Source organism: Crossiella sp. NPDC003009 (genome assembly GCF_053591555.1).
The window spans coordinates 1-12688 of sequence record NZ_JBSFUA010000090.1 but is presented as its reverse complement, the minus strand read 5'-3'; the positions used below and the strand labels follow the sequence as shown (position 1 = coordinate 12688).

15 protein-coding genes are annotated in these 12688 nt (G+C 73.0%); 12 read left to right on the top strand and 3 right to left on the bottom strand.

Features of this window, described 5'->3' with window-relative positions:
• Window positions 1–34 precede the first annotated feature (34 nt).
• Window positions 35–958 (bottom strand): AAA family ATPase, encoded by a 924-nt coding sequence (locus tag ACWDY5_RS40995; RefSeq protein ID WP_449727521.1) that lies wholly within the window; start codon window positions 956–958, stop codon window positions 35–37.
• A 114-nt stretch (window positions 959–1072) separates the two neighbouring features.
• On the opposite strand from ACWDY5_RS40995, the gene ACWDY5_RS40990 reads away from it, so the two are divergent.
• A complete protein-coding gene (locus ACWDY5_RS40990; RefSeq protein ID WP_449727520.1) occupies window positions 1073–1720 on the top strand; it encodes a DUF2306 domain-containing protein in 648 nt (215 codons plus the stop codon).
• Window positions 1717–2703 carry a LacI family DNA-binding transcriptional regulator gene (locus ACWDY5_RS40985; RefSeq protein WP_449727519.1) on the top strand — a complete coding sequence of 329 codons (987 nt, stop codon included), beginning with the start codon at window positions 1717–1719 and terminating at the stop codon, window positions 2701–2703. Before ACWDY5_RS40990 ends, ACWDY5_RS40985 begins: the two co-directional genes overlap by 4 nt.
• Before the next feature lie 160 nt (window positions 2704–2863).
• Here ACWDY5_RS40985 and ACWDY5_RS40980 read toward each other — a convergent pair whose 3' ends face one another.
• A complete protein-coding gene (locus ACWDY5_RS40980) occupies window positions 2864–3556 on the bottom strand; it encodes a GntR family transcriptional regulator (protein WP_449727518.1) in 693 nt (230 codons plus the stop codon).
• Between the two features lie 76 nt (window positions 3557–3632).
• Here ACWDY5_RS40980 and ACWDY5_RS40975 point away from each other — a divergent pair, with 76 nt between their 5' ends.
• From ACWDY5_RS40975 to ACWDY5_RS40940, 8 genes are read left to right on the top strand one after another with little or no spacing between them, the layout of a single operon-like run.
• Window positions 3633–4613 carry a phosphoglycerate dehydrogenase gene (locus ACWDY5_RS40975; RefSeq protein WP_449727517.1) on the top strand — a complete coding sequence of 327 codons (981 nt, stop codon included), beginning with the start codon at window positions 3633–3635 and terminating at the stop codon, window positions 4611–4613.
• Window positions 4610–5380, top strand: coding sequence for a hydroxypyruvate isomerase family protein (locus ACWDY5_RS40970; protein WP_449727516.1), 771 nt, complete (start codon window positions 4610–4612; stop codon window positions 5378–5380). The genes ACWDY5_RS40975 and ACWDY5_RS40970 overlap by 4 nt, the downstream gene beginning before the upstream one ends.
• The gene (locus ACWDY5_RS40965; RefSeq protein WP_449727515.1) at window positions 5377–6000 is read left to right on the top strand and encodes a hypothetical protein; all 624 of its coding nucleotides are present in this window, start codon (window positions 5377–5379) and stop codon (window positions 5998–6000) included. Before ACWDY5_RS40970 ends, ACWDY5_RS40965 begins: the two co-directional genes overlap by 4 nt.
• Entirely contained in the window at window positions 5997–7223 is a 1227-nt protein-coding gene (gene otnK / locus ACWDY5_RS40960) for a 3-oxo-tetronate kinase (RefSeq protein WP_449727514.1), read from the top strand. The genes ACWDY5_RS40965 and otnK overlap by 4 nt, the downstream gene beginning before the upstream one ends.
• Window positions 7220–7828: a class II aldolase/adducin family protein gene (locus ACWDY5_RS40955; RefSeq protein WP_449727513.1), complete on the top strand. Its 609-nt coding sequence runs from the start codon at window positions 7220–7222 to the stop codon at window positions 7826–7828. Before otnK ends, ACWDY5_RS40955 begins: the two co-directional genes overlap by 4 nt.
• Window positions 7825–8502, top strand: a complete 678-nt coding sequence (locus ACWDY5_RS40950) for a molybdate ABC transporter substrate-binding protein (protein WP_449727512.1) — start codon at window positions 7825–7827, stop codon at window positions 8500–8502. Before ACWDY5_RS40955 ends, ACWDY5_RS40950 begins: the two co-directional genes overlap by 4 nt.
• Window positions 8499–9845, top strand: a complete 1347-nt coding sequence (locus tag ACWDY5_RS40945; RefSeq protein WP_449727511.1) for a TRAP transporter large permease subunit — start codon at window positions 8499–8501, stop codon at window positions 9843–9845. The genes ACWDY5_RS40950 and ACWDY5_RS40945 overlap by 4 nt, the downstream gene beginning before the upstream one ends.
• A gap of 20 nt (window positions 9846–9865) precedes the next feature.
• Window positions 9866–10099, top strand: coding sequence for a hypothetical protein (locus ACWDY5_RS40940; protein ID WP_449727510.1), 234 nt, complete (start codon window positions 9866–9868; stop codon window positions 10097–10099).
• A gap of 4 nt (window positions 10100–10103) precedes the next feature.
• On the opposite strand, the gene ACWDY5_RS40935 is transcribed toward ACWDY5_RS40940, so the two are convergent.
• Complete coding sequence (locus ACWDY5_RS40935) at window positions 10104–10478, bottom strand: hypothetical protein (RefSeq protein ID WP_449727509.1); 375 nt, start codon at window positions 10476–10478, stop codon at window positions 10104–10106.
• Between the two features lie 161 nt (window positions 10479–10639).
• On the opposite strand from ACWDY5_RS40935, the gene ACWDY5_RS40930 reads away from it, so the two are divergent.
• Window positions 10640–11887, top strand: coding sequence for a sensor histidine kinase (locus ACWDY5_RS40930; RefSeq protein ID WP_449727508.1), 1248 nt, complete (start codon window positions 10640–10642; stop codon window positions 11885–11887).
• Entirely contained in the window at window positions 11872–12516 is a 645-nt protein-coding gene (locus tag ACWDY5_RS40925) for a response regulator transcription factor (protein ID WP_449727507.1), read from the top strand. Before ACWDY5_RS40930 ends, ACWDY5_RS40925 begins: the two co-directional genes overlap by 16 nt.
• The last annotated feature ends 172 nt before the right edge of the window (window positions 12517–12688 follow it).

Sequence of the window (12688 nt, the reverse complement as noted above, 5' to 3'; positions counted from 1 at the left end):
GCCACCGGATCCGCCGCCGGTCTCCCGCGGACGCTCAGCCGGTGGCTGTTCCTTCTTGGGCTCCGGGCTCGGCTGCCAGTCCACCTTCTTGCCCTAGCCCGAGCCGGGGCAGCGCGCCCAGCACCACGGCGGTGCGCCCGGAGTCCTCGGCCGCGGCCAGCAGCAGTGCCGCGCGGGCCTGCTCGGGCAGCGCGTCCAGGCGGCGCTGGAAGGCGGCCCGGATGCGCGCGCCCACCGGCAGCGTGCCGCGCAACGCCAGCTCCTCGGCCACCTCGCCAGGACCGCCCAGCGCGGCCAGCTCCACCAGGGCCAGGGGATTGCCACCGGTGTGGTCCAGCACCGCCGCGCGCACCGGTTCCGGCGCGGGCCAGTCCAGCTCGGCCAGCAGCCCGGCGGCGGCCGCACTGTCCAAACCGGACAGTGGTAGCTCCGGCAGGTCCGCGATGTCCACAGTGGACTCATCCGGCGAGCGCACGGCCAGCAGCACGGCCAGGTTCTCCGCGCCGAGCCTGCGCGCGGCGAAGACCAGCGCGGTCGCCGAGGACCGGTCCAGCCATTGCAGGTCGTCCACGAGCACCAGCAATGGCTGCCGCGCGGCGAGCGCCCCGAACAGGTCCAGCAGCGCCCCGCACAACAGCAGCTCTGACCCCGGCGGCCCTTCTTCCTGGCCGAGGGCGCGGCGCAGCGCGGTCGCGGCGGCGGGGGAGAGGGCGTCCAGGGGCAGCGGCCCGGGGTGCAGCAGCTGGTGCAGTCCGCTGAAGGGCTGCCGCACCTCCGACTCCACCCCCGCGCAGCGCAGCACCGCGAACCCCTCGGCGGCGGCTTCGGTGTCCCGCAGCAGGGTGCTCTTGCCGATGCCCGCTTCCCCGCGCAGCACCAGCGCCCCGGCCCGCCCGGCGCGGGCGTCCTGGAGCAGTGCGGTGAGGGCGGCGCGTTCGGCCTGCCTGCCGTGGATCACTCGCCCGACCCTAGGTGCAGTCGATCTGACTGAGGCTCGGGGGAGGGTGACGCGGGCAGAGTTCCCGGTGCCGAGGCCGCGAGCACGTGGCCGATCCAACGGGGGATGGTCACCGTGACGACGACTGTGCGCGAGCGCGCAACCCGGAAGCCGTTGTTGCGGCGACCCTGGACCGTCCCACTGCTCGCGGTCTCGGTGCTGTTCGTGCTGGTCTCGCTGCCGCCCTACCTGCAACCCGATCCCGCCCAGTCGCGCACCCCGCTGCGGCCGGGGGTGGACTGGCACTTCCCGCTGCTGGCCGTGCACGTGATCTTCGGTTCGATCGCGCTGCTCACCGTGTGCTTCCAGATCTGGCCCGCGCTGCGCGCCTGGTCGCTGCCCATGCACCGCTGGGTCGGGCGGATCTACGTCTTCGGCGGGGTGCTGCCTGCCGGGCTGACCGCGCTGGTGGTGGGCGCGCTCAGCGAACGCGGGCCGCTGACCATGATCGGCAACCTGACCGGCGCGGTGCTCTGGCTGGGGGTGACCGCGCCCGCCTACCTGGCCGCGCGGCGGCGGCGCTTCCGCGAGCACCGGCGCTGGATGATCCGCAGCTTCGCCCTGACCATCTCGATCATGATGGACCGGGTGCTCACCGTGCCCCTGTTCCTGGTGGTCGAGCCGAAGACCGCCTACGCCATCGCGACCTGGACCAGCTTCGCGCTCTGCGTGTCCGCCGCCGAGTGTTGGCTGCGCAGGTCAGGGCATACTCGTCGGCGATGAAGCGGGTGACGATCCACGACGTGGCGCGGTCTGCCGGGGTGTCCAGGCAGACCGTGTCCCGCGCGCTCAACGACAAGGCCGAGATCGACGGTGGCACCAAGGCGCGGGTGCTGGAGGCCGCCAGGGCCCTGGGCTACCGGCCCAGCCGGTTCGCCAGGGGCTTGGTGCGGCAGGACACCGTCACCATCGGCCTGGTCATCCCCGACCTGCGCAACCCGTTCTTCACCGAGATCGCGGCCAGCGCGCTGGAGGCGGCCAGGGCGCTGGACTGGCACGTGGTCGTGCACGACACCGCGGACCAGGCCGAGCAGGAGGTCGCCACGCTGCGGGTGATCGGCTCCCAGGTGGACGCGGTGGTCGGCTACTTCAGCCAGCCGGAGGCCGAGATCGAACGGCACATCGGCGGGTTGCCGGTGGTCTTCCTCGGCCGCGAGCACCGCAACCCCGGGTTCAGCTCGATCCGGATCGAGGGTGAGCAGGGCATCGCCGAGGCGGTGGCGCACCTGATCGCCGCCGGGCACACCCGGATCGGCATGCTCGACCACAACCGCCGCCCGGCGCCCAGCATCCGCCAGCGCTGGTTCTGGTCCGCCGCCACCGCCGCGGGCCTGGAGCTGGACCCGGCCTGGGTGCTCGGCGCGGACCAGTCGGTGGCCGGGGGAGCGGCGGCCTTCGCCGAGCTGCACGCCGCGCACCCGGAGCTGACCGCGCTGTTCACCTTCAACGACATCATCGCCATCGGCGCCCTGCGCCAGGCCCGGCAGCTCGGCCTGCGCGTGCCCGCCGACCTGGCGGTGATCGGCTTCGACGGCCTTGAGCTGGGCGCGCTGGTGGAGCCGCCGTTGACCAGCGTGGCCATCGACACCACCCGGCTGGGCAGGCTGGCCATCGAGGACGTGGCCCGCCTGCTCACCGGCGACCGCGCCGCCGCGCCGGAGGACCTGGTGGTGCGCGGCGAACTGCGCCTGCGCGGCTCGGCCTAGTGTCCTGAGTCGGAAGTGCGCCAGCGGTCTCGACGGCCCAGCTTCCCGCTGACCGCACCGCCGGAAAGCCCACGTACAACCCGGTACGAGGGCTTCCCCTCGGCACGCCCAGCGGAAAGCTGGACCGCCGATACCGCCACCGCACTTCCAACTCAGGACACTAGCCGCCGGCCTCCACCGAACGCCGGTCGGCCAGCACCCGCTGCTTGGCGTTCTCGATGTGCTCGCGCATCCGCGCCGCCGCCCGCTCCGGGTCGCCCTCGGCCAGCGCCTGGTACACCGCGCGGTGCTCCTCGGCGGCCAGACCGGGCGCGCCGCGGGCCGAGCCGAGCTTGGCGAAGAACCGGAACCGCTGCACCTGGCCGCCGAGGGCGCGGTATGCCTTGGCCAGGAACGGGTTGTCCGCCTGGGTGGTGATCAGCTGGTGGAAGCGCTCGTCGATCAGCCAGTAGGAGCTGAACACCTTGTCATCCGGTGACTTCGCGGCACTGGCCAGCTCCTCGACGCTCGCCAGCACCTCGGCCAGGAACTCCGGGGTGGTGCGCCGGGCCGCCTCGTGCGCGAGCGCCGGTTCCAGCACCAGCCGGGCGTCCATCAGCTTGACCAGCTCCTGCTCGCTGAGCAGCGGCGCGACCCGGTAGCCCTTCAGCGCCTCCCGCTGCACCAGCCCGGTGTGCTCCAGGCGGGCCAGCGCCTCACGCAGCGGGGTCTGGCTGACGTCGAGCTCGCGGGAGAGCGCGCCGATGTTCACCGGTTCCCCCGCCGACCACTTTCCGTCGGTGAACTGCGCGAGCAGCACCTCGTACATCCGGTCCGCGAGCGGCTGCCGACCGGACCTCCGCGGGGAAGCCATGCGCCCTCCTAGTCGTCGCGACACGATATCCCGCTCGCCGAAACTATACTATTGACATCGATCCTATAGTTTCCGCATGACCTTCCGCGTTCTCATCACCACGCCCTACCTGGAGCCAGGCGGCGAGGTGGACCGGCTGCTCACCGAAGCCGGGCTGACCACCGTCTTCGCCTCCGCGGCCCACCGTCGCGCCACTGGCCAAGCGCTGGCCGAGGCCGTGCGCGAGGCGGACGGCGTGGTGGCGGGCACGGACGCCTTCACCGCCGAGGTGATCGAGGCCGCGCCCCGGCTCAAGGTGTTCGGCCGCTGCGGGGCCGGCTACGACAACATCGACGTGGCCGCGGCGACCAGGCACGCCGTCGCCGTCACGCACACCCCCGGCGCGAACCGCCGCTCGGTCGCCGAGCACGTGCTCGCGCTGATGCTCAACTGCGCCCGGCACATCCCGCAGAACATCGCTGGGGTCCGCGCGGGCGACTGGGAACAGCGCAGCGGCCTCGAACTCCGGGGCGCGACCCTCGGCCTGGTCGGGCTGGGCTCGATCGGCCAGACCGTGGCCCGGCTCGCGCTCGCGCTGGGCATGCGCGTGCTGGCCACCGACCCGTTCCCGGACCGCGACTTCCTGGCCGAGACCGGGGTGCCGGTCCTGCCGCTACCGGAGCTGCTGGCCGGGTCCGACTTCGTCAGCCTGCACCTGTTCCTGGACCAGACCACCAGGGGCCTCATCGACGCGAAAGCCTTGCGCGCCATGCAACCCGGCGCGTTCCTGATCAACACCGCCCGCGGCGAGGTGGTCGACGAGGACGCCCTGGCCGACGCCCTGACCGAGGGCCACCTCGGCGGCGCGGCGCTGGACGTGCTGGCCCAGGAGCCGTTGCCCGACGACAGCCGGCTACGCGGTCTGGACAACGTGCTGGTCACCGCGCACATCGGCGGCGCGACCACCCAGGCCCGCTCCCGCTCCAGCCTGCTGGCCGCCCGGCAGGTGCTCGACGTGCTGCACGGCCGCGCACCCCGGCACCTGGTCAACCCCGAGTACGCGCGGGTGACCCGGTGATCGGCACCGCGCGGCTGGCCGCGAACCTCAGGTGGTTGTTCACCGAACTGCCCTTCGAGCAGCGCTTCGAGGCCGCGGCCGCCGCCGGGTTCACCGCCGTGGAGTACCCCGACCCGTATCCGCACCCGGTCGCCGCGCTGCGCCGCAGGCTCGCCGACGCGGGCCTGACCCAGGTGCTGATCAACTCACCGCTGGGCGGGCCGGGCGAGGTGGGCACCGCCTGCCTGCCGGAGCGCAGGGCCGAGTTCCGCGCCGGACTGGCCCTCGGCCTGGGCTACGCGGTCGAGCTGGGCGCCTCGTTCCTGCACGTGCCAGCCGGAAAACGGCCAGCGCACCTCAGCCGCGACCGCGCTTTCGCCTGCTACGTGGCCAACATCGCCTGGGCGGCCCAGCAGTCCCGCGACTCCGGCGTGCGGATCGTGCTGGAAGCGCAGAACAAACGGGACGCGCCGGGCTTCCTGCTCGACGACCAGGCACACGCCGCCGCCGCGGTGGAAGCGGTCGGCGCGGACCATGTCGGCCTGCTATTCGACGTCTACCACGCCCACCAGGACGAACCGGACCTGTTGGCCGCGCTGACCGAGTTCCTGCCGCTGACCAGCCACGTGCAGATCGCCGACGTCCCCGGCCGCGGTGAACCCGGCACCGGCGACATCCCGTGGCCCGCGGTGTTCGAGGCGCTGCGCGCGCACGACGGCTGGATTGGCTGCGAGTACCGCCCGCACAGCCCCGACGGACTGGGCTGGACCAGACAGGAGACCCGATGACCAGGGTGGCCCTGATCAACGCGACCCCCGGCGCGATCGGCCCGGCCACGGCCGCGCTGGCCGAGCGGTTCCCGGCCGCCGAGCCGTGGACCCTGCTCGACGACAAGCTGCTGGCCGACGCCAGCGACGGCCTCACCCCCGGCCTGGCCGAGCGGATGCGGCGACTCATCGACTACGCGGTGCGCGGCGGTGCGGACGCGGTGCTGCTGACCTGCTCGCTGTACGGCGAGCTGGCCCGCGCCAGCGCCGCGCCGGTGCCGGTGCTCGCCCCGGACGACGCCGCCTTCGACGACCTGCTGGCGCTCAGCCCGCGCCGGGTGCTGGTGCTGGCCTCCGTGGCGGCCGCGCTGCGGGACTCGGTCACCCGGCTCCGCGGCCGTGCACCGGGAATCCAGGTGACCGGCGTGCACGCGCCAACCGCGTTCGGTGCGACCGGCGGTGAGCTGACCGAGGTCCTGCTGGCGGCCTGCGAACGCCATATGTCCACTGTGGACGCTGTGCTGCTGGCCCAGTACACCCTCGCCCCGGCCACCGGGCCGCTGGCCACCCGGACCGGACTTCCGGTGTTCTCCGGCCCGCGCAGCGCGGCGGAACGGCTGAAGGCGTTGGTGGGCCGATGATCGGGGTGATCGCCGACGACGTCACCGGGGCCACCGACGTGGCCGTCGCCCTGCGCCGCAACGGGTTGCGCACCCTGCTCTACTTCGGCGTGCCGGAGCCGGACCTGCCCGCGGAGGAGGCCGTGGTGGTGGCGCTGACCAGCAGGATGGCCCCGGCGGCCACCGCGGTCGCGGACTCGCTGCGCGCCCTGGCCTGGCTGCGCGCACGGCAGGTCCGGCAGGTCTACTTCAAGTACTGCTCCACCTTCGACTCCACCAGCGACGGCAACATCGGCCCGGTGCTGGCCGCGCTGGCCGCCGCGCTGGACGCCAACCCCGTGGTGACCACGCCCAGCTCGCCCCGGCACGGCCGCACCCAGTACCGCGGCCACCTGTTCGTCGGCGACCAGCTGCTGGCCGACTCGCCGATGCGCGAGCACCCGGTGACCCCGATGCGCGAGTCGAACCTGGTCCACCTGCTGCACGCCCAGCTCCACCAGCCAGTCGACCTGCTCACCCACGACACCGTGCGCGCGGGCGAAACCGCTGTGCGGCAAGCGATCCGGCAGGCCACCGCCCGCTACCTGCTCGCCGACGCGACCACCGAGGAAGACCTGCTGGTGCTGGGCCGGGTACTGGCGAATGCGCCACTGGTCGCCGGGGCGGCGGGCTTGGCGGGCGGAATCGCCGCGGCCACCGGCAGCGGTCAGCCACCCGAGGACGACTTCCATCCGAGCGGACCGGCGGCGGTGCTCTCCGGCAGCTGCTCGGCCCGCACCCTGGAACAGGTCGCGGAGCTGCTCCGCCAGGGCAGGCCCGCCCACCGCCTCGACCCGGTCGCCATCCCCGATCCCGAGGCCCTTGCCGCCCGCGCACTCGCCTGGTTCGACACCACCGGCGCGGACGGCCCGCTGATCTACTCCTCCATGAGCCCAGCGGAACTCCGCCAGGTCCAGGACGTCCTGGGCGTGGCGAACTCGGCGCGAATCCTGGAGCGCGCCACCGGCCTGATCGCGCTCGGCCTGGTCGAACGCGGCATCCGCAGGCTGATCACCGCCGGGGGAGAGACCTCCGGCGCGGTGGTCGCCGCGCTGGGCGTGCGCGGCGGCGCGGTCGGCACCGAGGCCGCACCCGGCGTGCCCTGGATCAAGCCCGTCGACCCCGCACATCCCTCGCTGCTGCTCAAATCCGGCAACTTCGGCGACCCCGGCCTGCTGGCCACCGCGTCGGGGCCGGGCTCATGACCCGCCAACTGCGGGAACAGGTGGTGGCCACGGCCCGAGCGCTGCACGCGCGCGGACTCACCCACGGCCGCACCGGCAACGTCTCCATCCGCGCGGGCGAGCACCTGCTCATCACCCCGACCGGCGCGTCCCTGGGCTCGCTCACCCCCGAGCAGCTGTCCGAGATCGACTCAGACGGACGGCATGTGAGCGGCCCGCCACCGTCCAAAGAGGCCTTCCTGCACGCGGCCGTGCTGCGGCAGCGCCCGCAGGCGAATGCAGTGCTGCACACCCATTCCACCCACTCCGCCGCGGTGTCCTGCCTGGCCGGACTCGACCCCGCCAACGCCATCCCCCCGCTAACCGCCTACTTCGCCCTGCGCATCGGCAGGCTGCCGCTGCTGCCCTACCACGCACCCGGCGACCGGGCGCTCGGCCCACTCGTGGCCGAGGCCGCCCGCGAGCACCACGCCCTGCTGCTGGCCAACCACGGACCCGTGGTCTGCGGCCGCGACCCGGACACCGCGCTCGACGCCCTGGAAGAGCTCGAACACACCGCCGCGATCCTGCTGCTCACCCGCGGCCTGCCCACCACCCTCGTCCCCAGCCGAACGGACCCGCCATGACCCAGCCACCCCTCACCTTGTTCAGCGCGCTCTCCGTGCGCACCGCGCTGGACGCGGTGCTGCCCGCCTTCACCGCCGCGCCCGTCGAGGTCAGCTACGACCCGACCACCGTGCTGGTCAACCGCATCACCGAGGGCGCGCGGCCGGAGGTGCTGATCGCGATCTCCGGGGCCTTCCCCGCACTGGCCGACTTGGGTGCCATCGACCCGGCCTCCCAGAAAGCGTTGGCCCGCAGCGGCATCGGCGTTGCCGTGCCAGCGAACGCCGGCCTGCCCGACCTGTCCACAGTGGACGATCTGCGAACCGTGCTCACCTCGGCCCGCTCGGTCGCCTACTCCCGCACCGGAGCCAGCGGCCTCCACTTCGCGAACCTGATCGAGGAGCTGGGCATCGCGGAGCAGGTGAACGCCCGCGCGACCGTGCTGCCCAAGGGATTCACCGCCGAAGCCCTGCTCGACGGCCGCGCCGACCTGGCCGTGCAACAGCTCAGCGAACTGGCCTTCGTGCCGGAAGCCCGGATCGCCGGACCACTGCCGGAGGAGGTCCAGCAGTACAGCGAACTGTCCATCGCGCTCGGCGTGACCACCGGTCCGCACGCCGCCGCGCTGCTGGACTTCCTCACCGGCCCGGAGGCGTCCGCCGCCTTCGCCGAGGCCGGGCTGCTGCCCGCATGAACGCCGTGTACGCCCTGGTGGCCTTCATCGCCGCCATCGTGCTGTGGAACGCCGTGCTCAAGCGCAACATCGGCGAGGCGATGGTGGTCGGCTTCCTGGTCACCGCCGCGTTCGCCGGCCGGGACGCGCTCGCGGTCGGCTGGCAGGGCCTGGTGGACGGGCTCAAGTCCGAGATCACCTTCGCCGCGCTGGCCTTCGTCTTCGTCAGCGAGCTGCTCACCAGGACCGGCCTGGTGCAGCGCCTGGTGGACATCCTCAGCTCGGTGCTGGGCCGCCGCCGCGGCGGCTCGGCCTACGCCGCCACGGTGGCCTCCGGCCTGTTCGGCGCGGTCGCGCACAACGGCGCGGCGATCGTGGCCACCATCGGCTCCATCACCATCCCGTGGATGAAGCGCTCCGGCGCCAGCGGCGAGACCGCCGCCCTCGTCCTGTCCGGCAACGCGGGCGTCGGCGCGACCTTCCCGTTCAGCGGCGCGTTCTTCATCCTGCTGGCCGCGCCGACCGTGCTGCCCGTGCTGGGCACCGGCGGCATGGTCGCCACCATGTTCGTCACCGGCGCGTGGATGGTGGTGATGCGCCTGATCGTGGCCTACGCGATCGTGGCCAGGCGCGGGGTGGGCGCGATGAACCCGGCCGACGTGCACCCGTTCCGCCGCACCTTCCGCGCGGGCTGGACCTCGCTGCTGGTGCTGGCCTCCATCGCGGTGCCGGTCCTGCTCACCGCGCCGCCCACCAGCGACCTGGTCTCCGCGCACACCGGGGTCTCGGTGGCCAAGGAGGTCCCGCTGCTGGTCTGGCTGCCGGTGGTGCTGCTGCTGGCCGGACTCCTGGTGGAACGGCGGTCCCTGCCCTCGGGCCGGGCCCAGTGGTGGGAACTGCTGGGCCGGGTCGGCCCGAAGCTCGGCCTGGTCGGCGTCACCATGATCGCCGCCTTCGCCGCCTCCAACGTGCTCAGCACCCTGGGCCTGGGCACCCAGCTCACCCCGCTGCTGGCCGGGCTGACCGGGGTGTCGCCGCTGGTCGCGGCCATCGTGGTCGGCCTGGTGATCGTGGTCGTGGCCGGGCCGCTCAACACCACTTCCACGGTGGCCGCGGTCGGCCCGGTCGCCTTCGCCGCGTTGACCGCGGCCGGTATCCCGCCGCACGTGGCCTTCGCCGCGATCCTGGTCTGGGCCTCCTCGGAAGGCTGCTCTCCGCCCGGCGCCGCGCCGCTGTACGTGGCCGCGGGCATAGCCGAGATCAACCCGGTGCGGGTGTTCGTCCCGGTCGTCCTCTACTACCTGCTGCCCACCCTGCTCTTCGGCGTGCTGCTGGCCGTCGGCGTGCTGTGGCTGCCCAGCTGACCGCGAAGGAGAGTGCGCCCGTGCACCGCGTCCTGCTCACCGCCACCCGCCTGTGCCTGCTCGCGTTCCTGCTCGCCGGGGTGCTGGCCGTGGCCGGCCAGTCCCTCGGCCTGCTGATCGGCTCGGGCTCGCTGGTCAAGACCTTCGGCGGCCCGGTCACCGACCTGGCCTGCATCACCGCGGCCATCGCCGGGGTGCTCGCCTTCCTGCTGCGCTACACCGCGGAGGGGAGGGCGAGCGCCACCGAGGAGTGACCGGTCAGCTCGGCTTGGGAAAGGCCGCGCGCAGCCCGGCCCGGTTGACCAGGACCGCGGCCGGGATGAGGGCGAGCGCGCCCGCGATCTGCGTCCCGGCGAACCACACCGGCAGCGCGCCGGGAACGCTGTCCATGGCGATGACCGCGATCGGCACCACCACGCAGATGATCCGCACCCGCAGGTACGCCCACCGGGCCCCGCGCGCGGCGTGCTCGGCCAGCCAGTAGGTCACCACGGCACTGGCCACCATGCCGCCCGCGCGGCCCCACATGAACGAGCTCACCGCACCGCCGGTGGCCGAGAGGATGATCACTACGGCGAGGACCGCGACACTGATCGCCCCGTAGACGGCGACGAGTTTCTTCACTGTGCTCATGTTTCCGCTCCCTGCGTTGTCCGATGTGGACCCGACGCTAGGCAGCGCGCGGCCGGGCCGGTATGGGTCTGGCCGCCCGGCGGAGTGGGTCTGGCCCCACTCCCGGATCTGGCCCCGCGGGTGCACAGTGGACACACCGAGCCGTTGGAGGGGGAAGGACCATGAGCAAGCTGGTGACCTGGCTGGCCAGTGCCGGCACGGGCTTCCTGCGGGCCTGCGCTGTGCTGGCGGTCGTCCTGCTGGTCCCGGTGCTGTGGGCGGCCGCGGTGGGGCTGTGGATCTGGTGGGGCGCTGGCCCGTGGTCCTGGCTCGCGCCGTTCGCCTGGGCGGGGATCGGCACCGTCGCGCTGTCCCGTCCGGTGTGCAAGCTGACTCGCGGCCTCGTAATCAGGTGGACCGGCACCGTGATCCCCGGCGGGTACCGGCAGGCCGCGCCGGTGGTGCGGATGTCCACCGGGTACTGGTGGAACGGCTTCTCCTACGAGCGGACCAGCCGGGACGCCCGCCAGGACCAGCGGCTGCGGCTGTGGTGGAGCGATCCCGCCACCTGGCGCGACCTGCGCTTCACCGCGATCGCGCCGGTCACCGTCGGCGTGCTCGCCGCGGTCCCGCCTGCCGGGGTGGCGGTCGCGGTCCTCGGACTGGTCCAGCAGTCGCCCACCATCGGCGTGCTCGGCCTACTGGTAGCCGTGGTCACCTCCCCGTACGCCTGGCGGACCCTCGAACCGGTGGCCGTCCGGTTCCTGCGCGCCTCCGTCACCATGGCGCTGGCCGACCGGGTGGACGAGCTGACCGCCCAGCGCGCGGACGCCACGGTCACCCAGGCCGCCGAGATCCGCCGGATCGAACGGGACCTGCACGACGGCGCGCAGGCCCGCCTGGTCGCACTCGGCCTTTCCCTGGCCACCGCGGAGAAGCTCATGGAGACCAACCCGGACCAGGCCAAGGCGCTGCTGCGGCAGGCCCGGACCGGGGCCGCCACCTCGCTGACCGAAATTCGGGAGCTGGTCAGGGGAATCAGCCCACCGGTGCTGACCGAACGGGGCCTGGCCGACGCCGTGCGCGCCCTCGCCCTGGACAGCCCCCTGGAAACCGAGGTCAGCGCCGAGGACCTGCCGCCCCTGGACCCGCCGATCGAGTCCGCGGTGTACTTCGGCATCGCCGAACTGCTCACCAACGCGGTCAAACACGCCCACGCCGGCCAAGCCCGGATCGCGATCAGCCGCCAGGACAACGCGATCGTCGTCGACCTAACCGACAACGGCCGGGGCGGCGCGCTCGCCCGGCCCGGCGGCGGACTCGACGGACTGCGCCGCCGCCTCGCGGTCTTCGACGGCACCCTGGAGATCAACAGCCCGCCCGGCGGCCCGACTCAAGCGCGGATGATGGTGCCATGCGAATCCTGGTAGCCGAGGACCTCTACCTGCTGCGCGACGGCATGGTCCGCCTGCTCGAGGCGTTCGGGCACGAGGTGGTGGCCACCGCGGGCACCGGACCGGAGACCCTGGACGCGCTGCTGACCCACCGCCCGGAGGTCGCCATCGTCGACGTCCGGATGCCACCCACCCAGTCCGACGAGGGACTGCGGGCCGCGCTGGCCGCCCGCAAGGAGATCCCCGGCCTGCCGGTGCTGATCCTGTCCCAGCACGTCGAACAGCTCTACGCCCGCGAGCTGCTCGCCGACGGCGCCGGGGGAGTCGGCTACTTCCTCAAGGAGAACGTCTTCGACGCCGACCAGTTCATCGACGCCCTCACCCGCGTCGCAGGCGGCGGCACCGCGATCGACCCGGCCGTGATCGCCAAACTCCTGGCCAGCGGCACGTCCAACCGGCGGCTGGAGCGGCTCACCGAACGCGAGCACTCGGTGCTCGCCCTGATGGCCGAGGGACTGGCCAACCACGCCATCGGCCGGCGGCTGTTCCTCAGCGAGAGCGCCATCAGCAAGTACACCACCTCCATCTTCGGCAAACTCGGCATCACCGACGACACCAACAACCGCCGCGTGCTGGCCGTGCTCACCTACCTCAAAGGGCCGTGACCTGGGCACAGCTTGACAGTCACGGCCGGAGGGGGTGAGACTTCGGGTAGCCCGTGAACGTTCACGTGAACGTTCACGGGCTACCCGAAGGGTCCTCGATGACGCTGACTCGACGCAGTTTTGCGGCCGCGCTGGGTCCTCTTCGCCGGCGCCCTCAGCGGCGCAGAAGGAT

Bases quoted from the DNA above. Each gene is read 5' to 3' on its own strand.
- ACWDY5_RS40985 (WP_449727519.1), top strand. From the start codon at position 1,717: ATGAAGCGGGTGACGATCCACGACGTGGCGCGGTCTGCCGGGGTGTCC.
- ACWDY5_RS40980 (WP_449727518.1), bottom strand. From the start codon at position 3,556: ATGGCTTCCCCGCGGAGGTCCGGTCGGCAGCCGCTCGCGGACCGGATG.
- ACWDY5_RS40975 (WP_449727517.1), top strand. From the start codon at position 3,633: ATGACCTTCCGCGTTCTCATCACCACGCCCTACCTGGAGCCAGGCGGC.
- ACWDY5_RS40965 (WP_449727515.1), top strand. From the start codon at position 5,377: ATGACCAGGGTGGCCCTGATCAACGCGACCCCCGGCGCGATCGGCCCG.
- otnK (WP_449727514.1), top strand. From the start codon at position 5,997: ATGATCGGGGTGATCGCCGACGACGTCACCGGGGCCACCGACGTGGCC.
- ACWDY5_RS40955 (WP_449727513.1), top strand. From the start codon at position 7,220: ATGACCCGCCAACTGCGGGAACAGGTGGTGGCCACGGCCCGAGCGCTG.
- ACWDY5_RS40950 (WP_449727512.1), top strand. From the start codon at position 7,825: ATGACCCAGCCACCCCTCACCTTGTTCAGCGCGCTCTCCGTGCGCACC.
- ACWDY5_RS40945 (WP_449727511.1), top strand. From the start codon at position 8,499: ATGAACGCCGTGTACGCCCTGGTGGCCTTCATCGCCGCCATCGTGCTG.
- ACWDY5_RS40935 (WP_449727509.1), bottom strand. From the start codon at position 10,478: ATGAGCACAGTGAAGAAACTCGTCGCCGTCTACGGGGCGATCAGTGTC.
- ACWDY5_RS40930 (WP_449727508.1), top strand. From the start codon at position 10,640: ATGAGCAAGCTGGTGACCTGGCTGGCCAGTGCCGGCACGGGCTTCCTG.
- ACWDY5_RS40925 (WP_449727507.1), top strand. From the start codon at position 11,872: ATGCGAATCCTGGTAGCCGAGGACCTCTACCTGCTGCGCGACGGCATG.